Here is a 24,622-nt window from a genome sequence, read left to right as displayed (position 1 = left end):
TCACCTCACACCGCCTGGCCGTACTATCTGCTCGGGACCGGCACCCGACAGGAGCAGGTACAGCGCCGCCATCCGCACGGAGACGCCGTTCGCGACCTGCTCCCGGACCGTCGAGCGCGGGGAGTCCGCGGCCGCGGCCGAGATCTCCAGCCCGCGGTTCATCGGTCCCGGGTGCATCACAATGCTATCGGGCTTCAGCCGGCCCAGCCGTTCCTCGTCCAGCCCCCAGCGCCGTGCGTATTCGCGCGTGGTCGGGAAGAACGCCGCGTTCATCCGCTCGGCCTGGATGCGCAGCATCATCACGACATCCGGCCCTGCGGCGATCGCGGCGTCGAGGTCGTAGCCGACCGTCGCGGGCCAGCCGGACACATCCACGGGCAGCAGGGTCGGCGGTGCGACCAGCGTCACGCGCGCGCCGAGGGTTTGGAGCAGCCAGACGTTCGAGCGGGCGACGCGCGAATGGAGGATGTCGCCGACGATCGCGACGCTGACGCCGTCGAGGTCCTTGCCTCGCGACGCGGATCCGTGCAACCGGCGGCGCATGGTGAACGCATCCAGCAGCGCCTGCGTCGGGTGCTCGTGCGTGCCGTCTCCGGCGTTCAGGATGCCCGCGTCGATCCATCCGCTCGTGGCGAGGGTCTGCGGCGCGCCCGAGGACCCGTGCCGGATGACGACGGCGTCGGCTCCCATTGCCTGCAGAGTCTGCGCGGTGTCTTTCAGACTCTCGCCTTTGGAGACGCTCGACCCCTTCGCGGAGAAGTTGATCACGTCGGCGGATAGCCGCTTCGCGGCCGCTTCGAACGAGATGCGCGTGCGGGTCGAATCCTCGAAGAACAGGTTGACGACCGTTTTGCCGCGCAGGGTCGGGAGCTTCTTGACCTCGCGCTCCTGCACGTCGGCCATGTCCTCGGCGACATCCAGCAGCTGGATGGCGTCCTCGCGCGGGAGGTCGCGGGTCGAGAGCAGGTGCCTCATGCGTCGGCCCCCGGCTCCTCGATGGTCACCGATTCTTCGCCGTCGACCTCGGTCAGCCGCACGAAGATGCGCTCCGAGGCCGCCGACGGGAGGTTCTTGCCGACGAAGTCCGCCCGGATGGGCAGCTCGCGGTGACCGCGGTCGACCAGCACCGCCAGGCGGACCGCCCGCGGACGGCCCAGATCGCTGACCGCGTCGAGTGCGGCGCGGATCGTGCGTCCTGAAAACAGGACGTCGTCGACCAGCACGACGGTCTTGCCGTCGATTGGGCCGGGCACCGACGTGGGCTGCGGGGTGCGGGTGGGGTGTCGCGACAGGTCGTCGCGGTACATGGTCACATCCAGTGCGCCCACGATGTCGGTCGGGGATGCAACCGCCGCCGGTTCGATGCGCTGGATGTTCTCGGCGATCCTCCTCGCGAGCACGACGCCGCGGGTCGGGATCCCGAGGATCACCAGATCGTCTGTTCCCCGGTTGGACTCCAGGATCTCGTGGGAGATCCGAGTCAACGCCCGGGCTATGTCAGCCTGCTGCAGCACTGTGCGCGCTGTCATGCCGACCTCCTTCCCCGCCTCACAGGACGGCTGTTAAAGGATGTCTACCTGCAGCCAGCCTAGCAGGGCGTGCGGCCGCCTTCCGTCGGCCCCGCGCAACGAAGGAGTCGAGCTACCGTCGGAGATTCGGCCCCTTCGGTCGGAGATCTGAACGCTTCGCGGCGAATCTCCATCCACACCGCTTATCGAAGGAGTTTCGAGCCCCGTTCTCCTACGAAAGCCCTCGTCCTGAAAACAGGAGGCCGGGCTCAATGGTCGGCGAGGAACGCCGTGAACGCCTTCTTGTCGGTGACGCCTCCGGGATACATCTCCCCGTTCACGAGGACGGTCGGCGTGCCCTTGATCGTGTCGAGCACCTTCTTGCCGTCGACCTCGATCGGGCCCTTCTGCGAGTTGGCGGTATTCGCCTGGGCCCACGCCTTGTACGGGCCGCTGTCGGCAAGGCACGAGGAGATGTCGCTCGAACCCGCGTCGCTCGCGCGCTTCGTCAGTTCTTTGTCGGTGAGCCCGTCGGAGTTCTCCTTCGGCTGGTCGGTGTACAGCGCCTGGTAGAAGGGCAGCACGGCGTTCCGGTCGGTCACCGCGACGCAGGTCAGCGCTGCCGCGGCGCGCGTGGAGTACCCCGTGCCGTTCGAGGCGGCGTCGAGGAAGGTCAGCGGATGCAGCCGGAGAGTGATCGAGCCATCCTCGACCGCCGAGTCGAACGTGTCGCCGTTGGTCTGCTCGAACGCGCCGCACACCGGGCACATCGCGTCGAACCAGACGTCGACCTTTTTCGCGCCGTCACCGACCGTGATGAACCCGCCGTCGAAGTCGACAGCGCCGTCGGTCCCGGTGGGCGGCGCGTCCGTCGCGACGGGGACATTGGATGCGCCACCCAACAGCGAGCACCCGGCAACGCTCGCGACGACCGCGACGGCCAGCACGGCGGCCGCTGCCGCCCGGCGCATCCGGCTCTTCACACCGACCTCGTCTGTGCGATCTTGGCCAGCAGCCCGTTCACGAACCCGGCCGAGTCGTCCGTCGAAAGCACGGTCGCAGCCTCCACGGCCTCCGAGATCGCGACGCCGTCCGGCACCTCGTCGTTGTACAGGACTTCCCAGACGCCGATGCGCAGGATGGCGCGGTCGACGGCGGGCATCCGCGCGAGCGTCCAGCCCTGCGCGTACGTCTCGATCTGCTCGTCGATCTCGTCCTGGTGGTCGATCACGCCGTCGAGGATCTCGCGGGCGTACATCCACGACGCCTCGCGCGCCGGCTGAGTGGCCGCACGCTCGGCTTCGGTCGCGAGCGCCTGGCGCAGCGGAATCTGCCGCAGGTCGGCCCCGTACAGTACGTCGAGTGCGCGCTTGCGCGCCTTGGTCCGAGCGCTCATCTAGTTGACGCGGCCGAGGTAGTCGCCCGTGCGGGTGTCGACCTTGACCTTGGTGCCCGTCTCGAGGAACAGCGGGACCTGGATCTGATAGCCGGTCTCGACGGTGGCGGGCTTGGTGCCGCCGGTGGAGCGGTCGCCCTGCAGACCAGGCTCCGTGTAGGTGATCTCGAGCACGACGGAGGCCGGGAGCTCGACGTAGAGGGGCGAGCCCTCGTGCAGCGCCACGGTGACGTTCTGGTTCTCGAGCATGAAGTTGGCGGAGTCGCCGACGACCGGGCCCGGGATGGTGATCTGGTCGTAGTCCGAGGTGTCCATGAACACGAAGTCGGCGCCGTCCTGGTACAGGTACTGGTAGTCGCGGCGGTCGACGTTGGTGATGTCGATCTTGGCGCCGGCGTTGTACGTGCGGTCGACCGTCTTGCCCGTGGTGACGTTCTTCAGCTTGGTGCGGACGAACGCGCCGCCCTTGCCCGGCTTGACGTGCTGGAACTCGATCACGGTCCAGAGCTGCCCGTCGATGCTGAGGACGACGCCGTTCTTGATGTCAGCGGTTGAGGCCAAGGGGATGTTCCGTTCGTTCGGTGTGAAGATTCGGGTGGATGCCGCGCCTCGATGAGGCGGCCCACAGCAGGCCGCGCACGGCGACCCCAGAAGATTCTAGACGTCAGCGGGCATTTCGGCGAATGAACGCCAGCGCCAACCGGTACGACTCGAACCCGAATCCGGCGATCACCCCGGTCGCCACCCCGGTGATGACGCTGGTGTGCCGGAACTCCTCCCGGGCGTGCGGATTCGACAGGTGCACCTCGATCACGGTGCCTCCCGCCTTGGTCACGAGCGACACGGCGTCGCGTAGCGCGAAGGAGTAGTGCGTCCACGCTCCTGCATTCAGGATGACGGGCGCGCCCAAGTCCGCCGCCTCATGCAGCCACCGCAGCAGCTGGCCCTCGTCGTCGGTCTGCCGCAGGTCGATCTCGTCGCCGTCGGCGTCCTCCGCGAGCACCGCCCGCAGGTCGTCGAGCGTCCCCGAGCCGTAGACATCCGGCTCGCGGGTGCCGAGGCGGCCCAGGTTCGGTCCGTTCAGGACGAGGATGCTCGCCACGTCACTCCTCCCCGTCCTTCAGCGGGCGCACGCGCACCGCCGACCAGATGTCGTCCACCGCGATGTTGCTCACCCCGCGCCACCCGTGCGTCCGCGCCTCGCCGGCGACCACATCCCGGTTCACGTCGGCCCGGCCGCCCTTCGGGTAGACCACCCACACGGCCCGGGCTCCGGATGCGACCGGCAGCTGCTCGGCGTAACGCGTCAGGAGCTCGTCACGCGTACGGACGACGGTCGCGACGACGGCCGCCTCAGCGACGTCGCCCTCCGTCGCCCCGTCGGGCAGCGGGCCGAACAGCGCACGGTCGTCGTCGGACGCCGCGACCAGCGCGATCCGGTCGCCCGGCTTCGCCTGGAACCTCTGCAGCACGGTCTTCTCGCTCACGAGCCCACTTCCTGGTATGCGGCGAACAGCAGGCTCTGGTCCGGGCCGGCCAGCACGGTCGGCCGGGCCACGTCGTCGAGCACGATGAACCGCAGCATACTGCCCCGCGCCTTCTTGTCACGCTGCATCGTGGCGAGCAGCGTCTGCCAGCGGCCGAGCGGGTACGAGACCGGCAGCGTGAGCGACTCCAGGATGCGGCGGTGCCGATCCACGACCTCGTCGCTCAGGCGGCCGCTCAAGCGTGCCAGCTCCGCTGCGAACACCATCCCGACCGACACCGCGGCGCCGTGCCGCCACTGGTAGCGCTCCGCGTGCTCGATCGCATGCCCGAGCGTGTGGCCGTAGTTGAGGATCTCGCGGAGCCCCTGCTCGGTGAAGTCCTCCCCCACGACCCGCGCCTTGATGCCGATGGACAGCTCCACCAGCCGGCGGAACTCGGGCGTCTCCGGGTCGGTCGCCCGGTGGACGTCGGTCTCGATGATGTCCAGGATCTCGGGCTCGGCGATGAAGCCGTACTTCACGACCTCCGCAAAACCGGCGAGGATTTCGTTCCGCGGCAGTGAAGTGAGTGTGTCGAGATCGCAGACGACCGCGGCGGGCGCATAGAACGCGCCCACCAGGTTCTTGCCCTCCGCGGTGTTGATGCCGGTCTTGCCGCCGACCGCCGCATCCACCATGCCGAGCACCGTCGTCGGCACCTGGATCAGCTTCACACCGCGCAGCCACGTCGCCGCGACGAAGCCTGCGACGTCGGTGACGGCGCCGCCGCCGAAGCCGATCACGGCGTCGGAGCGGGTGAAGTCGGCCTGCCCCATGATCTGCCACAGGAACGACGCCACCTCGACGCGCTTCGCGGCCTCCGCATCCGGAATCTCCGCCAGGAGCACCTCGTAGCGGCCGAGCAGCGACTCACGCAGCTCGGCGGCAGCAGCGCCCAGGGTCGGCGGATGCACGATCAGCACTTTGTTCACCGCGTTGCCGAAGTGCTCAGCGAGCTGGTACCGGATGCCTCGGCCGACGAGCACCGGGTACGGCTCCGCGCCCGAGACGAGGATCTCGGTGGGTGCGTCGGTCATGCGTGTCCTTCCTTCTGCGCCCACTGCGCGATCTCCGCCACGATGGTGTCGATCTGCCGGGACGAGGTGTCGGCGGTGTAGTCCGCAAGCTTCTGGTACAGGTCGCTTCGGGAGGCGACCAGCCGCTTCCACGACTCGAGGTCGGTGATGAGCGGACGTTTGCCGTTGGTGATGCGCTTGGCGATGGCCTCAGCCTGGACCGTGAGGAGCACGACACGGGCGTCCGCGAGGTCCGCCTGCGTCGCGGGGTCGAGGACGGCTCCTCCGCCCAGTGACACAACGCCCGGCTTCCGCAGCGCCTCTGCGACGGCCGTGCGCTCGAGGGCGCGGAAGTGCGGCTCCCCGTGCGCAGTGAAGATCTCGGCGATCGGGCCGTGCTGCGCCACCACCACGGCGTCGGTGTCGACGAACGGCAGGTCCAGGAGCTTCGCGAGGCGCTTCCCGACCCGCGACTTCCCGGCGGCCGGCGGTCCGATCAGCGCGATGGTCTCCCGTGACACGGCGGTCAGGCGTACGGAGCGCTGATGCGCTCGGTGGTGAGGTTCTGCGGGATGCTGTCCAGGTAGGAGTGCAGGTTGCGCGATGTCTCCGCCACGGAGTCGCCGCCGAACTTCTCCAGCACGGCATTCGCGAGCACCAGGGCCACCATCGCCTCGGCGACCACGCCCGCCGCTGGAACGGCACAGACGTCGGAACGCTGGTGGTGCGCCGGCGCGGCCTCGCTGGTGGACACATCCACGGTCCGCAGCGCGCGCGGGACGGTCGCGATGGGCTTCATGCCCGCGCGGACCCGCAGCACGCCGCCCGTGCTCATGCCGCCTTCGGTTCCGCCCGCCTTGTCGCTGGTGCGGACGATCGTGCCGTCCTCCGCCAGCAGCTCGTCGTGCGCCTCGGACCCGCGACGCGTTGTCGTCAGGAAGCCGTCCCCGATCTCGACGCCCTTGATCGCCTGGATGCCCATGAGCGCGGCCGCGAGCTGGGCATCCAGCTTGCGGTCCCAGTGCACATGCGAGCCGAGCCCCGGCGGGAGGCCGTACGCCAGCACCTCGACGACCCCGCCGAGGGTGTCGCCGTCCTTGTGCGCCGCATCCACCTCGGCGACCATCCGCTCGGAGGTCGCCGGATCGAAGCAGCGCAGCGGGTCGGCGTCGAGCGTGTCGACATCCGACGGGCGCGGGAGCGGGGCGTCCTCAGGGACGCGGACCGGACCGATCGAGAGTGTGTGGCTGACCAGGGTGATGCCGAGCTCGTTCAGGAACGACCGCGCGACGGCACCGAGCGACACGCGCGCGGCGGTCTCGCGGGCGCTCGCACGCTCGAGGATGGGGCGGGCCTCGTCGAAGCCGTACTTCTGCATGCCGACGAGGTCTGCATGGCCGGGGCGCGGACGGGTCAGGGCGGCGCCGCGACCTGAATTCAGGACCTCCGGGTCGACCGGCTCGGGGCTCATCACCTCGACCCACTTGGGCCATTCGGTGTTACCGATGCGGAGGGCGATGGGGCTGCCGAGGCTCAGGCCGTGACGGACGCCGCCCGAGACATCCAGCGCATCCTGCTCGAACTTCATGCGCGCCCCGCGGCCGTAGCCCAGCTTGCGGCGCGCCAGATCGGCACGGATCGCGTCGAGCGACACCGGGACCCCGGCGGGAAGACCCTCCAGGACGGCGATGAGTTCGGGACCGTGGGATTCTCCGGCCGTGAGCCAACGAAGCATTCTTCGATTCTGGCACAGCACGGTGGAGCGCCCGGTCACGAACTACCCAGCGGTCACTCCTCCAGCGAAGCGCCCTGCTCGTCGATCCCGACCGCGTCGAGCATCGCGGCGAGCACATCCTGCTCGTCCTGCAGCGGTTGGAGCGGGTCGCCGGAGACGAACACGCGCACCTGCAGCAGAGCCTGGTGCACCAGCATCGGAAGGCCTGAGACGACTCGGCCGCCGACCGCTTCCCACTGACGGGCGAGCGGCGTCGGCCACGGGTCGTAGGCAACGTCGAACAGCAGGGACCGGCGCCGGGTCGAGTCGGTGTACACGGCCTCGGTCACTGTCCCACCCGGGAGGGTGCTCATCACGAGCTCCGGGACGTCGAGCGACCGGTCGGCCTGCGAGAACGGACGGATGCGTACGCGAAGGCCCAGCTCGTTCGCGAGTGGCTCGATCCACTCGCTGCGGGCCAGGTCGCGCACATGCGCGTCGACCCGCTCGGCGCCGAGTTCGGCCGCCGCGACCAGGGCGGACGCCGCCGTCGCTCCCCCGCCCAGGATGTGGACGTAACGCGCCTCGGTCAGGCCCGCCGCTTGCAGGGCCCGCACGATTCCGGCCACGTCGGTGTTGAACCCGCGGAGGTCCTCTCCGTCGATCAGCACAGTGTTCGCGCCGCCGGTCTGCGCCGCATTGCGGTCGGTCTCCGCGAGCAGCGGCAGCACGGCCTTCTTGAGCGGCATGGTGAGCGAGAGCCCGCGCCACTCCGGCCCGAGGCCCGCGACGAAGTCCGGCAGGGCCTCCTCGGTGACCTCGACAGCGTCGTACGACCAGTTCAGGCTGAGAGCCGCGTAGGCGGCGCGGTGCAGTTCCGGCGACCGGGAGTGCCCGATCGGCGATCCGAGCACGGCCAGGCGGCGGCTGGGGGTCTTGCGCTTGCGCGGCTTGGATGCGGGCGCGGCCGGAGCGGGTTCGGGCTCGGGCTCTGCGTCGTCGTCGTGCGGAGACTCGCGGTCGACCGCGTCCTCCGCCTCCTCGACGGCGGCCTCCTCGGCCTCCCGCTCGCGTTCACGCTCTACCAGCTCCGCGATCGAGGCCTCCGCCGACGCCTCAGAGACGCCGTCCTCGACGGCCGCTTCCTCGTCGGCGCTCTCAGCGTCGCCCTGGTCGCTCAGCGCGACGTCGTCGTCCTCCAAGACGGCCGGCTCCGCCAGGTCCTCGTCGCGTCGTGCCTTGCTGGTGTCATCCATAGCTGGGGTTGTCCCTCATCCACTGCTGCCACTTCTCCACCGCAGCCTCGTGCTCGGCCTGCGTGGTCGAGAAGATGGTCTCTCCGGTCTGCAGGTTCCAGGTCACGAAGTACATCCATGAGCCGTCGGCGGGATGCTGCACCGCGTTGATCGCCAGGTCACCCGGGTTCGAGATCGGGCCGACCGGCAGGCCGGGGTGCACGTACGTGTTGTACGGGTTCGCGGCGTCCGCGCGCTCGGCGTCGGTCGTCTCCACGCGGTCCGTGTGGCCCGTGCCGTACGCGACCGTAGCATCGGACTGCAGGTCCCAGCCCTGCGCCAGCCGGTTGAGGAAGACGCGGGCGACCTTCGGGTAGTCGTCCTTGAGGCCCGCTTCGCGCTGCACGATCGATGCGAGCACCACCTGGTTCCAGCGGTCCGCTGGGGCGACACCGGCTTCGTCGAGCGCCTGGAACATCCGGTCGACCATGGTCTTGATCGCCTGCTGGGCCGTCGTGCCCGGGGCGAACGTGTAGGTGGCCGGGAAGAGGAAGCCTTCTAGCGATTTGGCCTCCGGAGGGAGTCCGTAGGCGGCGGGGTTCGCGGCCGCGGCCTGCAGGTCTGCCAACGGGATCTTCGTGGCGTCGGAGACGGTCTGCAGGATGTCCTTCTCGGCCGTCCCCTCCGGGATGACCGCGGTGTTCTCCACGCGCGAGCCTGGATCCTTGAGGGCCGCGAGGGCCGCTGCCGCGCTCATCCGCTTGGCGACCTTGAAGACACCGGGCTGGAACTCCACCTCGGGCTTCTGGCGGAGCAGCAGAGAGTAGAACGCGTCGGAGGTCTTGACCACTCCGGCCTTCGCCAGCTTGTCGGAGATCGTCGAGCCATCGTCGCCCGACGCGATCGTGAACAGAACCTCGCCCGTGCCGCTGCCCTTGTAGTCGTTCTCCGGCGGGAAGAGGGCGGACTGCAGCTTGACGATCTGCGGCTGGAAGATCGCGTAGGCGCCCCCGGCCATCCCACCGAGGACCGCGAGGATCACGATGGTGACGATGAGCCGCTTCACCCAGCGCCGCTTCTTCGGCGGCTCCTCATGAGACAGATAGTTCTGCTGCCGCCAGACGAGCGGATGGCCGTCCTCGTCGGATTCGGTCTCGGTATCCTCCAACACGCTGAAGACAGTACGCGCAGGATGGTCGGAGTGCGAAGAAACGTGCTCCTCGGCTCCGTGCCGCGCGGCGACGCCGACGGGCTGCGGGTCTTCCACCTGGGCGACGGGGCCTGTGATCACGGCGTCGAAGTCGAGGCCCGCGAGGGCGGCGACGTCGGCCGGGGATTCCTGCGTTGGCGTCGGGGACGAGATGGGGCCCTTGTCCGAGAGCGACCACGGCGCGGCCGACGGGGACTGCGCGGCAGAAACGGGCGGGGCGGGCTGGTCCGCGGCCTGCTGGTCCGGCGTGGCGGGCTGCTCCGGTGCGGACCGCTGTTCGGACGCGGGCTGCTGCTCCGGCGCGGCCTGCTCCGGCGCGGCCTGCTCCTTCGCCGCGTTCTCCTGCGCTTCGCGGGCCGCGCGCGCCTCCCGGCGCGTCAGCGGCGGACGTTCGCCGTCCGGCGTCGACAGTGACGCGGGCGGGTTCTGAGGCGCTGCCGGACGGTTCACGGCCGGGAAAGCGGGCGGCTCGGGCCGCTCTGGAGGGTTCTGAGCCAAGCTAGTGTCCAATGCTCGATTCGACGGGGTCACCCGGCGGAAGGCCTGTGGCCCGTTCCGCATCGAGGGCGTGCTGCAAAATTATCGTGGCCGCGACCTGATCCACCACGGGCCGCGCCTTCTTCGTGTTCCTCCCCGAGGCGCGCAGCGCCTGGGTCGCCGACACGGTCGACAGTCGTTCGTCGACCAGCCGTACCGGAACGCCCACCTCGACGGCCAGCGTTTCGGCGAAGCCGACCGCGTCCGCTGTCGAGGCGGTGCGTGCACCGGAAAGCGCCAATGGTAGCCCGACGATGATCTCGAAGGCTCCGAGTTCACCGACGATCTCGCCGATTCGTCGGCGATCCGCAGCATCCACGGAGCGCGGCACCGTCTCGACGGGCGTGGCCAGCATCCCGTGCATGTCGGAGCGGCTCACACCGATCCGGACTTTGCCGACATCGATGCCGATCCGCACCCCGCTGCGCACGCGGAGTTATCCGATCGCCGAGACGACGGCGCTCAGCGCGGCCGGGATCGCGTCCGCGTCCGTTCCGCCGCCCTGCGCCAGATCGGCCTTGCCGCCTCCGCCGCCGCCGAGCACGCCGGCCGCGGTCTTGGCGAGCGCACCCGCGTTGACGCCGGCGTCGCGCGCCGCCTGATTCGTGGCGACGATCACGACCGGCTTGCCGCCCGCACGAGCAGCCAGCGCGACGGTCGCAGGGTCGGAGCCGAGCCGCTCACGCACCGTGGTCGCGAGCAGGCGCAGGTCGTCGGCCGTGTTCAGCGTGCCTGCGTCCTCGGCCACCACCGCGACACTGCCGCGACGTGTGGCCGACTCCAGCAGGGCCGGAACCTTATCGAGCACCGCACGGGCTTCGAACGCCTGGATGCGCTTCTCCGCCGCCTTGAGGCTCGCCATGAGGTCGGCGATCTTCTCGGGCAGCTGTTCGCGCGGCGTCTTGAGGGTGCCGGAGAGCTGCGACACGATGGTCCGCTCGACCGCGAGGTCCTTGAACGCCTCGAGGCCGACCAGCGACTCGACACGGCGGTTGGTCGAGCCGACCGACGACTCGCTGATCAGGTTGATCATCCCGATCTCGGAGCTCGTGGCGACATGCGTCCCCGCGCAGAGCTCGCGCGACCAGGGTCCGCCGATGTCGACGACGCGCACGGTGTCGCCGTACTTCTCGCCGAACAGCGCCATGGCGCCCAGCGACTTCGCCTCGGCGAGCGGCAGCTCGCGCGTGGTGACCTCGAGGTTCTGCCGGATGGCGTTGTTCGAGATCTCCTCGATCTCGCTCCGCGTCTCGGCCGACAAGGCCTGGTTCCACGAGAAGTCGAGGCGCAGATAGCCGGCCTTGTTGTACGAACCGGACTGGTGCGCGTTCGAGCCGAGCACCTGGCGGAGGGCCGCGTGGATGATGTGGGTACCCGAGTGCGCCTGGCGCGCGCCACGGCGGTAGTCCGCATCCACGATGCTCGTCGCCGGCGCGCCGACGCCGACCTCACCACTGCGGACCAGCACCTTATGGCTGATCAGGCCCTTCACGGGCTTCTGCACGTCGAGCACGTCGAGCTCGTAGCCGGGGCCGACGATCGAGCCGGCGTCCGCATCCTGACCACCGGACTCGGCATAGAGCGCCGTGGCGCCGAGGATGATCTCGGCGACCTGGCCCTCGTGCGCCCGGTCGACGGAGCGGCCGTCGACGATCAGGCCGAGCACGCTCGACTCCGTCTGCAGGTCGGTGTAGCCGGTGAAGACGGTCTCGCCCAGCGAGCGGAACGAGCTGTACACGGACAGGTCGGCAAGCGCGGTCTTCTTCGCCTTCGCATCCGCCTTCGCGCGGGCGCGCTGGTCGGCCATGAGCTTGTCGAAAGCCGTGCGGTCGACGCTGAGGCCCGCCTCGTCCGCCATCTCCAGCGTCAGGTCGATCGGGAAGCCGTACGTGTCGTGCAGGAGGAACGCGGTGTCGCCCGCGAGCTGCTTCCGCCCCTCCTTCTGCGTCGACGCCACCGCGGTGTCCAGGATGCTCGTACCCGCCGTGAGCGTGCGGAGGAAAGTCTCCTCCTCCGCGTAGGCGAGCTGAGAGATCCGGGAGAAGTCGGTGTCGACCTCCGGGTACGCCGCCTTCATCGCGTCGCGCGACGCCGGGAACAGCTCGGGGAACGTCGCGGTCTCGACCCCGAGGAGCCGCATCGAGCGCACGGTGCGGCGGAGGAGACGGCGCAGCACGTAGCCGCGGCCCTCGTTCGACGGCGTCACCCCGTCGGCCATGAGCATCAGCGCGCTGCGGACGTGGTCGGCGACGACACGCAGCCGCACGTCGTCCTCGTGCGCCTCGTTGCCGTAGGGCTTGTTCGCCAGCTGCGCCGCGCGGTCGAGCACCGGGCGCACCTGGTCGATCTCGTACATGTTGTCGACGCCCTGCTTGATGAACGCGACGCGCTCGAGCCCGAGGCCCGTGTCGATGTTCTTCTTGGGCAGGTCGCCGAGGATCTCGAAGTCCTTCTTGCCGTCCCCCTCGCCGCGGAGGTACTGCATGAAGACGAGGTTCCAGATCTCGACGTACCGGTCGTCGTCGGTCGCCGGCCCGCCGTCGGCGCCGTACGCGGGGCCACGGTCGAAGAAGATCTCCGAGCATGGACCTGCGGGCCCGGGCTGGCCGGTCGACCAGTAGTTCGTGTCCTTGCCGAGGTCCTGGATGCGCTCACGCGGCAGAGTGGAGACGCGCTCCCAGATCTCACGCGCCTCGTCGTCCTCCTCGTACACGGTGACCCACAGGTCCTTCGGGTCGAAGCCGAGGCCGCCCTCGTCCTCGGAGGTGGTCAGGAGCTCCCACGCGAACGTGATGGCCTGCTCCTTGAAGTAGTCGCCGAAGGAGAAGTTGCCGGCCATCTGGAAGAACGTGCCGTGCCGCGGCGTCTTGCCGACCTCTTCGATGTCGAGGGTGCGGATGCACTTCTGCACACTCGTCGCGCGCGGGAACGGCGCGGGGACGACGCCCGTCAGATACGGGACGAAGGGCACCATCCCGGCCACCGTGAACAGCAGCGACGGGTCGTCGCTGACCAGGGACGCGGAGGGGACGACGGTGTGGCCGCGCTGGGCGAAGAAGTCGAGCCAGCGGCGGTGGATTTCAGCGGTCTGCATGGGTTCCGGTCGATCGAAGTCTGGCGGGATGAGGGATGTCGGGCGTCAATCGCCCTGGATGGCCGAGCGGATCTCGGCCTCGCGCTGGCGGTAGCCGTCGGTGACGGCCTCCCCGAAGTCGCGCGCCCTCCTGTCGATGTTGCTGAAGAATTCGCGACCCTTGGGGGTCTCGTTGACCTTGTGGGCCACGGCGAAGCCGATGGCGGCACCGATGAGCAGCCACAGGAAACTCTTCATGCTGTTCCTCCCTCTCTGGACGACGCCACGCGTGAGCGCCGGCGCACCCGGACAAGTCTAGTGGGGGCCGCTGGGCCCTTACCGGGATGCGGTCTTCCGGCCCGACGACCCTCGGGAGCCGAAGCCGCCGGCCGCGCGGAATGCCGCACGTGCGGCGGCGCTGAATCCGGCCAGCTTGATCAGCGGACCGCCGACGGTCGCGGCGAACAGCGCGACCAAGGACGACACGTTGCCGGTGACATCCGCCACGTTCTTGGTGATGACGTCGACGCGCGCGAGCTGCTTGTTCGTCTCCTGGAGCGTCGTCGCCGTCTCGTCGAGGATCGGCGTGATGCCGTCGCTCGCCTCCTTGATCGCGGCGCGGGTCTGATCGAGCACCCGCCCCAGCTTGATCAGCGGGATGGCGATGAAGCCCACGAGGACCGCGAACACGACGGCCGCGATCAACCCTGCGATGTCTCCTCCGGACACGTCGGCTCCTTCCATTCCGCCACGGGCATACCGCACCAGCGTAGCCGTATGCGGCGCCGGCGGGAACGCGAAACGGGGCCGCGGCAAGAAGCCGCGACCCCGTTCCGGGTGTTGCTGGGTCTTAGCGAGCCGCGTAGTACTCGACGACCAGCTGGACCTCACAGGTCACGGGGACCTCGGCACGCTTCGGGCGGCGCACGAGGCGGGCCTGCAGCTTGTCGATCTCGACCTCGAGGTAGCCCGGCGTCTTCGGCAGCACATCGAGGTGACCGCCGGCGGCCGCGACCTGGAAGGGCTCGGTGCCCTCGGAGCGGGCCTTGACGTGGATGAGCTGGCCCGGCTTCACGCGGAAGGACGGGCGGTCGACGAGCTGGCCGTCGACGAGGATGTGGCGGTGCACGACGAACTGGCGGGCCTGCGTGATGGTGCGGGCGAAGCCGGCGCGGAGCACGAGCGCGTCCAGACGCATCTCGAGGAGCTCGACCAGGTTCTCACCGGTCAGACCCTGGGTGCGGCGGGCCTCCTCGAAGGCGATGCGGAGCTGCTTCTCGCGGATGCCGTACTGGGCGCGCAGACGCTGCTTCTCGCGCAGACGCACGGCGTAGTCCGAGTCGGCCTTGCGCTTGGTGCGGCCGTGCTCACCCGGAGCGTAGGGGCGCTTCTCCATGTAGCGCGCCGCCTTCGGGGTGAGCGGGATGCCCAGGGCCCGCGACTCGCGGGTCTTGCTGCGGGAACGTGAAGACACGGTTTCCTTTCGAAATTTCTCTCTGACAAATGGGATGCGGGCATACACGCCTGTATTAGGCACTGCCCGCAGAGAGAGGGATTGTCGCCGGGACGCCCGGCTACAGGGCCAGTCCTTTCGAAACGTGGACGCGGCAGCCGCACCCCGAACACGCTTCTAGGCCCAGAAAGTCTAACAGATCGCGGTCAGCGTCCACGCACGATGCGGCGCAGCTTCGCCAGCCGCGCGGACACATCCCGTTCGTTGCCGTGCTCGGTGGGCGTGTAGTACGTCGTCCCGGTCAGTTCGTCGGGCAGATACTGCTGTTCGAGCACCCCGAGGGCGTCGTCGTGCGGGTACTTGTAGCCCTTGCCGTGCCCGAGCCGCTTGGCCCCGGAATAGTGCGCGTCGCGCAGGTGTTTCGGCACGCGCCCGATCTTGCCGGCGCGCACGTCGGCGATGGCCGCATCCAGCGCCATGTAGGACGCGTTCGACTTCGGCGCCGTGGCCAGGTGCACGACGGCCTGGGCGAGTGGGATGCGGCCCTCCGGCATCCCGATGTATTGGACGGCGTCGGCGGCGGCGATCGCGACGCCGAGCGCCTGCGGGTCGGCCATCCCGATATCCTCCGACGCCAGCACGATGATGCGGCGGGCGATGAAGCGCGGGTCCTCCCCCGCTTCGATCATCCGGGCGAGGTAGTGGAGGGACGCGTCGACATCGGAGCCCCTCACCGACTTGATGAACGCGCTGATGACGTCGTAGTGCTCGTCACCATTGCGGTCGTAGCGCAGCAGAGCTCGGTCGACCGCCTGGGCGACGAGCTCAGCCGTGATCACCGGCTTCTTCTTCGAGGTCGCCGGAGTGGCCGAGGCCGCGGTCACGGACGCCGCCTCCAGCGCTGTGAGAGCGCGGCGGGCGTCACCCGAGGCGAGCCGGATGAGGACGGCACGCGCCTCCGGCTCGACCGTGTAGTGCCCGCCGAGTCCGCGGTCGTCCTCGACCGCGCGGTCGATGACCAGGCCGAGGTCGTCGTCGCTCAGCGTCTCGAGCGTGAGGAGCAGGCTGCGCGAGAGCAACGGCGAGATGACCGAGAACGACGGGTTCTCGGTGGTCGCCGCGACGAGGATGACCCAGCCGTTCTCGACGCCCGGAAGCAGCGCATCCTGCTGTGCCTTGGTGAAACGGTGGATCTCGTCCAGGAACAGGACGGTCGAAACGCCGTACAGGTCGCGCGTCGACAGTGCTTCGTCCATCACCAGCCGGACATCCTTCACCCCCGCCGTCACCGCGGAGAGCTCGACGAACCGGCGGCCGGACGAGTGCGCGATGGCCTGCGCGAGCGTGGTCTTGCCCGTGCCGGGCGGGCCCCACAGGATGACGGAGACGGAACCCGTCTGGCCCTCCTTGTCGGAGGCAAGGGCGACCAGCGGGGACCCGGGCTTCAGCAGGTGACGCTGGCCGGCCACCTCGTCGAGCGACTTCGGGCGCATGCGCACCGCGAGAGGAGTCGCTCCGGTGCGGAGCCCAGGTTGCACGTCGACCACCTGACAAGGCTAGTCGTGACCGCTGACACTCCGCCTGGGAACGGCGGGTTTGTCCTCCATAGGGCCGCCGGATAGGGTTCTCCATGATCCAGCGGGCGAGGCCTCGCGGACATCCCCCGTACGGACCGCCGGAGGACACACGTGGCACCGAAGCAGAACGACCGCGAAGCGCGACAGGCGCGGGAGCGCCTGCGCGCCTACCAGGCGCGACAGACCGTCCACGAGCACAAGGTCAAGCGCCGCAAGCGTGACAACTGGGTGGCCGGAATCGCGGCGTTCGTGATCGTCGCGCTGGCGGTCGGCACGCAGCTGCTGTACTTCTCCGCGGGCCCGGGCGTCGCGAAGGCGTCCTCATCGGCATCCCCGTCGCCGTCGGCCGCACCGTCAGCGGGCGCCGTTCCGTCCAAGACTCTGGCGGAGAATCGCACCTGGACCGGCACGATGACGATCAACGGCATCCCACTCGGCGTCTCCCTCGACGGCGCCGCAGCCCCCCAGGCGGTCTCCTCCACCGTCTCCCTGGTGCAGAAGAAGTTCTATGACGGCCTCACCTGCCACCGGCTCACCAACGGCGGCTTCTACGTGCTGCAGTGCGGCGACCCCGAGGGCACCGGCCAGGGCGGACCGGGCTACGAGTACGGGCCCATCGAGAACGCGCCTGCGGACAACGTGTACAAGGCCGGCACCATCGCGATGGCGCGTCAGGGCAACAATGCGGACAGCCAGGGCAGCCAGTTCTTCATCGTCTACGACGACACGAAGATCTCGGCGGATCAGGCCGGCGGCTACACGGTCATCGGCAGCGTGACAAGCGGCCTGGACCAGCTGAAGAGCCAGGTCACCGACAAGGGTGTCGAGGGTGGAAAGACGGATGGCGCACCCGCCGTCAAGACCACCATCGACAGCTTCACCCTGCAGTGACCGCGGCACGTGCAATAGGCTGATTCCCAAACGTGGGGCGGCATCCCGCCCGTATCGCGCAGCAGCAAGGTGAGGCTCTTGGCTACTTCTGAACAGCACCCCTGGGGACGTGTCGACGACACCGGGACCGTGTACGTCCGTGAGGGCGACGGCGAACGCGTCGTCGGCGAATACCCCGACGGTACGGCCGAGGAGGCGATTGCCTACTTCGAGCGCAAGTACACCGATCTCGCGGGCCAGGTCAGCCTGCTGGAGCAGCGCGCGCGCCGCGGAGCCCCCGCCAACGACATCGCCAAGTCGGTGGCGAACCTCCGCTCGTCCGTGGAGGGCGCCAACGCGGTCGGCGACCTCGCGTCGCTGCTGACGCGACTGGATGCGCTGGGCGGCACGGTCGAGGAGCTCACGGAGCAGCAGAGCGCCGAGGCGAAGGCCGCGCTCGAGGCCGCACTCGCCGAGCGCACCTCCATCGTGGAGCAGGCCGAAGCCCTCGCCGCCCAAGATCCCGCGCGGACGCAGTGGAAGACGACGAGCGCCGATCTCGACGCCCTCTTCGCCCGCTGGCAGGCGCACCAGCACGACGGCCCGCGCCTCCCGAAGAACGAGGCCAACGAGCTCTGGAAGCGCTTCCGTGCCGCACGCTCGACCATCGAGCACAACCGCAAGGCGTTCTTCGCCGAGCTCGACACCCAGCACCGCGATGTGCGCAATCGCAAGAACGCTCTCATCGAGGAGGCCGAGCGCCTCATCCCCCAGGGCGCCGACGGTGTTCCCGAGTACCGGCGCCTGCTCGACCAGTGGAAGGCGGCCGGGCGCGCGGGCAAGAAGAACGACGACGCTCTGTGGGCCCGTTTCAAGGCCGCGGGCGACGCGATCTACTCTGCGAAGGCCGAGGTGGATGCGCGCGACAGCGTCGAGTACGAGGGCAACCTCCAGGCGAAGCTCGCCCTCGTCGAGGAGGCTGAGCCGCTGCTGAAGGCGACCGACCGCGAGTCCGCGCGTACCCAGCTGCTGTCGATCCAGGAGCGCTGGGACCAGATCGGCCGCGTGCCGCGCGAGCAGGTGCGCCCCATCGAGGACCGCCTGCGCCGGGTCGAGGCTGCGGTCCGTCGCCTCGACGAGGAGCACTGGGAGAAGAACAACCCCGAGAAGAAAGCCCGCTCCGAGGGGCTTGCGAGCCAGCTCAACGCAGCGATCGCCAAGCTCGAGCAGGAGCTGGCCGACGCTCAGGCCACCGGCGACGCCGGCAAGGTGAAGGCTGCCCAGGAAGCGCTGGACGCGCGCAAGATCTGGCTCGACGCGCTGGGGTGATGCGGGGGCGGTGATCGAGGGGCGCTGTCCACAGCGTCAGTGACCGGCAGGTTCTCCACCGTTCCGTCCTGCACCGCCAGACCGGACAGCCGACCGGCGAGGCTGGGTTCATGACCTCGATCTCGCCCCCTCTACTCGACACCGGCGTGCTGCCGGTCGTCGAATTGCTCGCTCTCTGCCTCGACGGCCACCTCTTTCAGGTCGGTGACGAGTTCGCCCCGGTCGGCACGCCCGACGGTCCGGACCTCCGGGCGCAGGCCTTCGCCCGGTCAGTGCCGCTCTGGGCGGTCGCAGACCGGGGGTCCGCCGCCTGGATCCACGGCACGCGCGCCCTGCCTCCGCCGATCCCGCAGGTGTGCGTTCCATTGCATCGCCGGGGCGGCATGACCGCACCGTCCGTCGACGTGAGCCATCGGGCGCTCGGCACCGACGACACGCAGTCGTTCGCTGCCGTGCGGGTGACGACTCCCCTGCGCACTGCCTGCGACCTGCTCAGCGTGTCAACGACCTTCGGCGATGCAGAGGCTTTGGAGGTGCGCCACCTGCTGGCACTCGCCGCGGTGACCCCCGCCGAACTGGACGAGCTGCTCCGGGCCAGTCGACGCAAGGGAAGCGGCCTCGCACGGAGCCGGATGCCGGCCGTCGCGCGTGCGGTACTTCCGCTCAGCCCGGTCAGCCCGCGCTGACGCGGTACACGTCGTAGACGCCGTCGATGCGCCGCACTGCGTTGAGCACACGGTCGAGGTGGGTGGTGTCACCCATCTCGAAGACGAACCTACTGAGAGCCAGACGATCGCTGGAGGTCGTCACCGTGGCCGAAAGGATGTTCACATGATGCTCGGAGAGCACGCGGGTCACGTCGCTGAGAAGCCCGGAACGGTCGAGCGCCTCCACCTGGATCTGCACCAGGAAGACGCTCTTCGAGCTCGGCGCCCATTCGACGTCGATCATGCGGTCGGGCTCCTGCAGCAGCGACTGCACGTTGTGGCAGCTCGCCTGGTGTACCGAGACGCCCTGGCCGCGCGTGACGAAGCCGACGATCGGGTCGCCGGGAACCGGGGTGCAGCACTTGGCGAGCTTGACCAGGATGTCGGGCGCTCCGCGCACCAGCACGCCCGAGTCGCTGTTGCGCAGCTGGCGGCGCCCCTTGGCGGGGATCTCCAGCTCGCCGTCCGACTCAGCCTCGGTCTGCAGCGACGCGACGATCTTCTCGATCACCGACTGGGTGGAGACGTGTCCCTCACCGACGGCCGCGTACAGCGCCGACACGTCGGGATACTTGAGCGACGAGGCGACCTCGACCAGAGCATCCTGCGTCATCAGCTTCTGCAGCGGCAGGTTCTGCTTACGCATGGCACGCGCGATCGCGTCCTTGCCCTGCTCAATGGCCTCGTCGCGGCGCTCCTTGGTGAACCACTGCCGGATCTTGTTGCGCGCCCGAGGGCTCTGGACGAAATTGAGCCAGTCCTGGCTGGGTCCGGAATCCGGATTCTTAGAGGTGAAGATCTCCACCACGTCGCCGGTGTTCAGGCTGCTCTCCAGGGGCACCAGACGGCCGTTCACCTTCGCACCCATGGTGCGGTGGCCGACCTCGGTGTGCACCGCGTAGGCGAAGTCGACGGGCGTCGCGCCGGCCGGCAAGCCGATCACCCGACCCTTCGGCGTGAAGACGTAGACCTCTTTCGCACCGATCTCGAAACGGAGCGAGTCGAGGAACTCGCTGGGGTCGGCGGTCTCGGCCTGCCAATCGGAGAGGTGGGCGAGCCAGGCCAGGTCGTTGTCGACCTTCGCCGGCCCACCGCTGCTCTTACCGGTGGTCTGCTCCTTGTACTTCCAGTGCGCCGCGACACCGAACTCCGCCCGCTGATGCATCTCCTCGGTGCGGATCTGGATCTCGACCGGGCGCCCCTGCGGGCCGATGACCGTGGTGTGCAGCGACTGGTACAGGTTGAACTTCGGCGTCGCGATGTAGTCCTTGAACCGGCCGGGCATCGGAGTCCAGCGCGCGTGGATCTGCCCGAGCACGGCGTAACAGTCACGGACGGTGTTGACCAGGACGCGAATGCCCACGAGGTCGTAGATGTCGTCGAACTCGCGACCGCGGACCACCATCTTCTGGTAGATCGAGTAGTACTGCTTGGGTCGTCCGACGACCTTGCCGCGGATCTTGGCGGACTTCAGGTCGTCGTTGATCGCATCGATGACCGCCTGAACCAGCCGCTCGCGCTCGGGCGTGCGCTGCTTCACGAGGCTCTCGATCTCGGCGTACAGCTTCGGGTACAGGACCGCGAAAGAAAGGTCTTCGAGCTCCCACTTGATCGCCTGGATGCCGAGGCGGTGCGCCAGCGGGGCATAGATCTCGAGAGTCTCGGTTGCCTTGCGCGTGGCGGAGGCGGCAGGCACGAAGCCCCACGTACGCGCGTTGTGGAGCCGGTCGGCGAGCTTGATGATCAGGACGCGGATGTCCTTCGACATCGCGACGATCATCTTGCGGACGGTCTCGGCCTGCGCGCTGTCGCCGTACTTGACCTTGTCGAGCTTCGTGACGCCATCGACCAGCATCGCGATCTCGTCGCCGAACTGGTCACGCAGCTCATCGAGCGTGTACTCGGTGTCCTCCACCGTGTCATGCAGCAGCGCGGCCGCGATCGTCTTCGCGCCGATGCCCAGGTCGGCGATGATCTGCGCGACGGCCACGGGGTGGGTGATGTACGGCTCGCCGGATCGCCGCTTCTGACCGCGGTGGGCACGCTCGGCGACGGAATACGCGCGCTCGATCAGCGACAGGTCGGCCTTCGGGTGGTGCGTCCGCACCGTGCGGATCAGAGTGTCGACGGCGCCGGAGGGCTGGGCGCGAGAGAAGATGCGCGGCACCAGACGGCGCAGAGAAGCGCTCTGCGATGTCGTCGTGTCAACCATTCGCGCGCCTCCTGTCGTCTATTATGGCCGCTCCCGCTGACCGTTCTGTCATGGTCAACGTCGCGGAACCTAGACGATCGCTCCTGGCGTACCGTCGTCGCGTTGGACGGGGCCGCCGGCCGCCTGCCAGGCGCCCATCCCGCCCACGACGTTCGCTGCCGGGTAGTTCGCCTCGTTGAGCGCGTCGGTCACCATCCGCGATCGCGCCCCGCTCCGGCAGATCACGAGCAGCTGGCGGTCCTCGGGCAGCTCGTGCTGCCGGTCCCCCAGCTCAGCGAGTGGGATGTGGTGGGCGGCTGGGGCGTGACCGGCCTCCCACTCGTATGGCTCGCGCACGTCGAGCAACCACGCCGCTCCCGCCTCCGTCAGCTCCTGCGCACGCGCGGCGGAGACCTCGTCTTCGGGGAGGAAGCCGGACTGCGCGGCGGTGTCGCTCATTCGGTGCGACTACTCCGCGGCCGTCACGACGGCGTCGGCCTTGACCGAGGCCTTGGGCCGGATGGAGAGCACCTTCTGGTCGTGCTTCCTGATCGCCGGCTCCTTCTCGCGGAACTGCGAGTACATCGGCGCCGCCAGGAAGATCGTGGAGTAGGTACCGACGATGATGCCGATGAGCAGTGCGAGCGAGATGTCGCGCAGCGTCGCCGCGCCGAACGCGTAAGCACCGATGAACAGAATCGACGCGACCGGCAGCACGGCCACCACGGCCGTGTTGATGGACCGCACCAGCGTCTGGTTGACCGCCAGGTTGACCGACTCGGCGAAGGTCCGCCGGGTGAGTTCCAGCTCCTCCTTGGTGTTCTCGCGGATCTTGTCGAACACCACGACGGTGTCGTACAGCGAGTAGCCGAGAATGGTGAGGAAGCCGATCATCGTCGCCGGGGAGACCTCGAAGCCGACCAGCGCGTAGACGCCCGCGGTGATGATCAGGTCGTGGAAGAGCGAGATGATGGCGGCCGCCGACATCTTCCAGGTGCGGAAGTACAGCGCCATGGCGATGAACGCCAGCAGGAGGAAGACGACGAGGCCCTGGATCGACTGCTGCGTCACATCCGCGCCCCACGACGGACCGATGAAGGTGGCGGACACCTCTTCGCCGTCGACGTTGTAGGCCTTCGCGAGCGCCTCGGACACGTCGCGCGTCTGCGCTTCGGAGAGCTGGTCGGTCTGCACCCGCACCGCGTTGTCGCCGACGACGCTCACATGCGAGACGGCGTTCGGCACCACGCTGGTAACCGCTGCCTGCGCCTTCGTCGTGTCGGTGCTCGACACATCGCTGATCTGGAACTGCGATCCGCCGCGGAACTCAATGGAGAAGTTGAAGCCGCCCTTGATCACGGGGATCAGGATGGCGACCACGACCATGACGGCGGCGATCGCGTACCAGATCTTCCGTTTGCCGACGAAGTCGATCGAACGCGCCCCGGTGTAGAGGTCGTTACCGAATTTCACAAGACGGCTGGCCATCAGGAGTCCTTCCCTTCGGTCGAACGATCCGAGGACGTCGAGGCGCCGGTGAGCTCTGCTGCTTTGCGCTCGGCGATTGTCTGGCGGCGAGCCGCCTCCTTACCGGCGCGGACGGCGGTGCCGGCTTTGACGGTCGCGGTCGGTGCGCGGAACTGCGCCGCACCCCGGTACACGGCACCCAACGCCTGCGGGTCGAGGCCGGACAGCGGGTGCCCGGAGCTGAAGAACCGCGTGCGCGCCAGCAGCTGGAGAGTCGGATGAGTGAACAGCAGCACCACGATGACGTCGATGATGGTCGTCAATCCCAGCGTGAACGCGAAGCCGCGAACGTTCGCCGCGGCGAGGATGTACAGCACGATCGCGGCGAGGAGGTTGGTCGCCTTCGACGCGTAGATCGTGCGCCGGGCGCGGCCCCACCCCGCCTCGACGGCAGACTCCAACCCTCGGCCGTCACGCAATTCGTCTCGGATGCGTTCGAAGTAGACGATGAACGAGTCGGCCGTGAAGCCGATCGCGACGATCAGACCTGCGACGCCGGCGAGGGACAGGCGGTAGTCGTAGTGCCACGACAGCAGCGAGATCGTCAACCAGGTGAGCACACCCGCGACGACCAGCGAGAAGATCGTGACGAGGCCGAGCAAGCGGTACTGGATGAACGTGTAGATCGCGACCAGGATCAGGCCGATCAGACCGGCGATGAGCCCGCTCAAGAGCTGGGACGTTCCGAGCGTCGCGGAGATCGTGTCCTGGCTCTGCACCTTGAAGCTGAACGGCAGCGCGCCGAACTTCAGCTGGTCCGCCAGGGCCTTCGAGGTGGTCTCGGTGAAGTTACCCGTGATCTGCGGCTTGCCGTCGGTGATCGCCGCCTGTGTGGTGGGGGCCGAGATGACCTTGCCGTCGAGCACGATCGCGAACTGGTTCTGCGAACCCTGCAGCGCGACGAGCCGCGTGGTGACGTCGGAGAAGGCCTTCGTCCCTGCGTCGTTGAAGACGATGTTGACGGCCCACTGGCCCGTCGTCACACCCTGCGAGCTCTGCACGAGGCCGGCGCTGGCGTCCTTGATGTCCTGGCCCTTGACCTCTACGGGACCGAGCAGGTACTTGACCGTGTTCTGGTCGTCGCAAGTGATGAGCGGCTCATCGGTCGGCGCCGAACTCGACGTCTTCTTCGCGTTCGCCTTGCAGTCGTAGGCGTCGAACTCCGCCTGGAGCTTCGGCGTCACCCACGCGAGGTCACTGCCGTTGGTCGGCTTCGTCGACGGGGTGGCCTGGAGGCCGGGCGCGGGAGTCGGGGCCGGCGTCGACTTGCCGTCGGCGCCCACCACCTCGTTCGTCGGTCCGCCGGCGACGAGCACCGGTCGGAAGTCGAGGCGGGCGCTCGACTTGACGCGGTCGAGGGTTGCCTGGTCCGGCTTGCCCGGGAGGGAGACGACGATGTTGCGCGAGCCCTCGGTCGAGATCTGCGCCTCGGAGACACCGGACGCGTCGATGCGCTGGCGGATGATCGAGACCGCCTGGTCCAGCTGCTCCTGCTGCACGGACTGACCGTTCTCGACCTGCGGCGCGAGGATGATCTGCGTGCCGCCCTCAAGGTCGAGGGCGAGCTTCGGCAGCCAGGTTGCGTTGCTGAACAGGACGCCCGCCGTGAGGGTGCCGAGCAGCACCACCACGAGGACGCCGAGCCATGTCAGCGAACGCCAGGCTTTCTTGACCGGGGTCGACTTTGCCACCAGGAACTCAGCTTTCTACGAGCACTCCGACGCCGCTACGGCGCCGGAGCACAGGAAAATGT

The 24,622-nt window shown here is 68.7% G+C and carries 25 protein-coding genes; 3 read left to right on the top strand and 22 right to left on the bottom strand.

The window, feature by feature from the left end:
* From AB4Z18_RS07480 to AB4Z18_RS07395, 18 genes are all read right to left on the bottom strand, one after another.
* The gene (locus tag AB4Z18_RS07480; protein ID WP_441782055.1) at positions 1-975 is read right to left on the bottom strand and encodes an aspartate carbamoyltransferase catalytic subunit; all 975 of its coding nucleotides are present in this window, start codon (positions 973-975) and stop codon (positions 1-3) included.
* Positions 972-1,529 carry a bifunctional pyr operon transcriptional regulator/uracil phosphoribosyltransferase PyrR gene (pyrR, locus tag AB4Z18_RS07475; protein ID WP_441782054.1) on the bottom strand — a complete coding sequence of 186 codons (558 nt, stop codon included), beginning with the start codon at positions 1,527-1,529 and terminating at the stop codon, positions 972-974. Before pyrR ends, AB4Z18_RS07480 begins: the two co-directional genes overlap by 4 nt.
* 248 nt (positions 1,530-1,777) lie before the next feature.
* On the bottom strand, positions 1,778-2,491 hold the full coding sequence (locus AB4Z18_RS07470) for a DsbA family protein (RefSeq protein WP_441782053.1): 714 nt from the start codon (positions 2,489-2,491) through the stop codon (positions 1,778-1,780).
* Positions 2,488-2,904 carry a transcription antitermination factor NusB gene (nusB, locus tag AB4Z18_RS07465; protein WP_441782052.1) on the bottom strand — a complete coding sequence of 139 codons (417 nt, stop codon included), beginning with the start codon at positions 2,902-2,904 and terminating at the stop codon, positions 2,488-2,490. Before nusB ends, AB4Z18_RS07470 begins: the two co-directional genes overlap by 4 nt.
* Entirely contained in the window at positions 2,905-3,465 is a 561-nt protein-coding gene (gene efp / locus AB4Z18_RS07460) for an elongation factor P (protein WP_441782051.1), read from the bottom strand. It abuts the gene before it with no gap.
* A gap of 103 nt (positions 3,466-3,568) precedes the next feature.
* The gene (locus tag AB4Z18_RS07455; RefSeq protein WP_441782050.1) at positions 3,569-4,006 is read right to left on the bottom strand and encodes a type II 3-dehydroquinate dehydratase; all 438 of its coding nucleotides are present in this window, start codon (positions 4,004-4,006) and stop codon (positions 3,569-3,571) included.
* A 1-nt stretch (position 4,007) separates the two neighbouring features.
* Complete coding sequence (locus AB4Z18_RS07450; protein WP_441782049.1) at positions 4,008-4,391, bottom strand: hypothetical protein; 384 nt, start codon at positions 4,389-4,391, stop codon at positions 4,008-4,010.
* Positions 4,388-5,467, bottom strand: coding sequence for a 3-dehydroquinate synthase (aroB, locus tag AB4Z18_RS07445; RefSeq protein ID WP_441782048.1), 1,080 nt, complete (start codon positions 5,465-5,467; stop codon positions 4,388-4,390). Before aroB ends, AB4Z18_RS07450 begins: the two co-directional genes overlap by 4 nt.
* The gene (locus tag AB4Z18_RS07440; protein ID WP_441782991.1) at positions 5,464-5,976 is read right to left on the bottom strand and encodes a shikimate kinase; all 513 of its coding nucleotides are present in this window, start codon (positions 5,974-5,976) and stop codon (positions 5,464-5,466) included. The genes aroB and AB4Z18_RS07440 overlap by 4 nt, the downstream gene beginning before the upstream one ends.
* Complete coding sequence (gene aroC, locus AB4Z18_RS07435; protein WP_441782047.1) at positions 5,973-7,181, bottom strand: chorismate synthase; 1,209 nt, start codon at positions 7,179-7,181, stop codon at positions 5,973-5,975. The genes AB4Z18_RS07440 and aroC overlap by 4 nt, the downstream gene beginning before the upstream one ends.
* A 53-nt stretch (positions 7,182-7,234) precedes the next feature.
* Positions 7,235-8,416 (bottom strand): shikimate dehydrogenase, encoded by a 1,182-nt coding sequence (locus tag AB4Z18_RS07430; RefSeq protein ID WP_441782046.1) that lies wholly within the window; start codon positions 8,414-8,416, stop codon positions 7,235-7,237.
* The gene (gene mltG / locus AB4Z18_RS07425) at positions 8,409-10,103 is read right to left on the bottom strand and encodes an endolytic transglycosylase MltG (RefSeq protein WP_441782045.1); all 1,695 of its coding nucleotides are present in this window, start codon (positions 10,101-10,103) and stop codon (positions 8,409-8,411) included. The genes AB4Z18_RS07430 and mltG overlap by 8 nt, the downstream gene beginning before the upstream one ends.
* A gap of 1 nt (position 10,104) precedes the next feature.
* Positions 10,105-10,572 carry a Holliday junction resolvase RuvX gene (gene ruvX / locus AB4Z18_RS07420; RefSeq protein WP_441782044.1) on the bottom strand — a complete coding sequence of 156 codons (468 nt, stop codon included), beginning with the start codon at positions 10,570-10,572 and terminating at the stop codon, positions 10,105-10,107.
* Between the two features lie 6 nt (positions 10,573-10,578).
* Complete coding sequence (alaS, locus tag AB4Z18_RS07415) at positions 10,579-13,236, bottom strand: alanine--tRNA ligase (RefSeq protein ID WP_441782043.1); 2,658 nt, start codon at positions 13,234-13,236, stop codon at positions 10,579-10,581.
* A gap of 45 nt (positions 13,237-13,281) precedes the next feature.
* Entirely contained in the window at positions 13,282-13,473 is a 192-nt protein-coding gene (locus AB4Z18_RS07410) for a YtxH domain-containing protein (RefSeq protein WP_441782042.1), read from the bottom strand.
* 78 nt (positions 13,474-13,551) lie between these two features.
* Positions 13,552-13,944 carry a DUF948 domain-containing protein gene (locus AB4Z18_RS07405; RefSeq protein ID WP_441782041.1) on the bottom strand — a complete coding sequence of 131 codons (393 nt, stop codon included), beginning with the start codon at positions 13,942-13,944 and terminating at the stop codon, positions 13,552-13,554.
* 121 nt (positions 13,945-14,065) lie between these two features.
* Positions 14,066-14,689 carry a 30S ribosomal protein S4 gene (gene rpsD / locus AB4Z18_RS07400; protein WP_441782040.1) on the bottom strand — a complete coding sequence of 208 codons (624 nt, stop codon included), beginning with the start codon at positions 14,687-14,689 and terminating at the stop codon, positions 14,066-14,068.
* Positions 14,690-14,874: 185 nt separating this feature from the next.
* Positions 14,875-16,215 (bottom strand): replication-associated recombination protein A, encoded by a 1,341-nt coding sequence (locus tag AB4Z18_RS07395; protein WP_441782039.1) that lies wholly within the window; start codon positions 16,213-16,215, stop codon positions 14,875-14,877.
* A 141-nt stretch (positions 16,216-16,356) separates the two neighbouring features.
* On the opposite strand from AB4Z18_RS07395, the gene AB4Z18_RS07390 reads away from it, so the two are divergent.
* The 3 genes from AB4Z18_RS07390 (at position 16,357) to AB4Z18_RS07380 (ending at position 19,130) form a co-directional block, all read left to right on the top strand.
* A complete protein-coding gene (locus AB4Z18_RS07390; RefSeq protein WP_441782038.1) occupies positions 16,357-17,136 on the top strand; it encodes a peptidylprolyl isomerase in 780 nt (259 codons plus the stop codon).
* Between the two features lie 78 nt (positions 17,137-17,214).
* Positions 17,215-18,444 carry a DUF349 domain-containing protein gene (locus tag AB4Z18_RS07385; RefSeq protein ID WP_441782037.1) on the top strand — a complete coding sequence of 410 codons (1,230 nt, stop codon included), beginning with the start codon at positions 17,215-17,217 and terminating at the stop codon, positions 18,442-18,444.
* A gap of 110 nt (positions 18,445-18,554) precedes the next feature.
* Positions 18,555-19,130 (top strand): type IV toxin-antitoxin system AbiEi family antitoxin, encoded by a 576-nt coding sequence (locus AB4Z18_RS07380; protein WP_441782036.1) that lies wholly within the window; start codon positions 18,555-18,557, stop codon positions 19,128-19,130.
* Here AB4Z18_RS07380 and AB4Z18_RS07375 read toward each other — a convergent pair.
* The 4 genes from AB4Z18_RS07375 to secD all read right to left on the bottom strand — a co-directional run bounded on the left by AB4Z18_RS07375 (position 19,117) and on the right by secD (position 24,560).
* Complete coding sequence (locus AB4Z18_RS07375) at positions 19,117-21,363, bottom strand: RelA/SpoT family protein (RefSeq protein WP_441782035.1); 2,247 nt, start codon at positions 21,361-21,363, stop codon at positions 19,117-19,119. The two genes, AB4Z18_RS07380 and AB4Z18_RS07375, sit on opposite strands and share 14 nt — an antisense overlap.
* Positions 21,364-21,432: 69 nt before the next feature.
* Entirely contained in the window at positions 21,433-21,801 is a 369-nt protein-coding gene (locus AB4Z18_RS07370) for a rhodanese-like domain-containing protein (protein ID WP_441782034.1), read from the bottom strand.
* A 9-nt stretch (positions 21,802-21,810) separates the two neighbouring features.
* The gene (gene secF, locus AB4Z18_RS07365; RefSeq protein WP_441782033.1) at positions 21,811-22,830 is read right to left on the bottom strand and encodes a protein translocase subunit SecF; all 1,020 of its coding nucleotides are present in this window, start codon (positions 22,828-22,830) and stop codon (positions 21,811-21,813) included.
* Complete coding sequence (gene secD / locus AB4Z18_RS07360; RefSeq protein WP_441782032.1) at positions 22,830-24,560, bottom strand: protein translocase subunit SecD; 1,731 nt, start codon at positions 24,558-24,560, stop codon at positions 22,830-22,832. Before secD ends, secF begins: the two co-directional genes overlap by 1 nt.
* Positions 24,561-24,622: the final 62 nt, after the last annotated feature.

Origin of the sequence: Leifsonia sp. 2TAF2 (genome assembly GCF_052115085.1) — a bacterium.
In the GTDB taxonomy this organism is placed as follows: domain Bacteria; phylum Actinomycetota; class Actinomycetes; order Actinomycetales; family Microbacteriaceae; genus Leifsonia.
This window is presented reverse-complemented; position numbering and strand designations above follow the sequence as displayed.

What these genes read in the sequence shown, in the direction of transcription:
- AB4Z18_RS07480 (WP_441782055.1), bottom strand. Translation starts at nt 975, where the DNA reads ATGAGGCACCTGCTCTCGACCCGCGACCTCCCGCGCGAGGACGCCATC.
- pyrR (WP_441782054.1), bottom strand. Translation starts at nt 1,529, where the DNA reads ATGACAGCGCGCACAGTGCTGCAGCAGGCTGACATAGCCCGGGCGTTG.
- nusB (WP_441782052.1), bottom strand. Translation starts at nt 2,904, where the DNA reads ATGAGCGCTCGGACCAAGGCGCGCAAGCGCGCACTCGACGTACTGTAC.
- aroB (WP_441782048.1), bottom strand. Translation starts at nt 5,467, where the DNA reads ATGACCGACGCACCCACCGAGATCCTCGTCTCGGGCGCGGAGCCGTAC.
- aroC (WP_441782047.1), bottom strand. Translation starts at nt 7,181, where the DNA reads ATGCTTCGTTGGCTCACGGCCGGAGAATCCCACGGTCCCGAACTCATC.
- AB4Z18_RS07430 (WP_441782046.1), bottom strand. Translation starts at nt 8,416, where the DNA reads ATGGATGACACCAGCAAGGCACGACGCGACGAGGACCTGGCGGAGCCG.
- alaS (WP_441782043.1), bottom strand. Translation starts at nt 13,236, where the DNA reads ATGCAGACCGCTGAAATCCACCGCCGCTGGCTCGACTTCTTCGCCCAG.
- AB4Z18_RS07410 (WP_441782042.1), bottom strand. Translation starts at nt 13,473, where the DNA reads ATGAAGAGTTTCCTGTGGCTGCTCATCGGTGCCGCCATCGGCTTCGCC.
- AB4Z18_RS07380 (WP_441782036.1), top strand. Translation starts at nt 18,555, where the DNA reads ATGACCTCGATCTCGCCCCCTCTACTCGACACCGGCGTGCTGCCGGTC.
- AB4Z18_RS07375 (WP_441782035.1), bottom strand. Translation starts at nt 21,363, where the DNA reads ATGGTTGACACGACGACATCGCAGAGCGCTTCTCTGCGCCGTCTGGTG.
- AB4Z18_RS07370 (WP_441782034.1), bottom strand. Translation starts at nt 21,801, where the DNA reads ATGAGCGACACCGCCGCGCAGTCCGGCTTCCTCCCCGAAGACGAGGTC.
- secF (WP_441782033.1), bottom strand. Translation starts at nt 22,830, where the DNA reads ATGGCCAGCCGTCTTGTGAAATTCGGTAACGACCTCTACACCGGGGCG.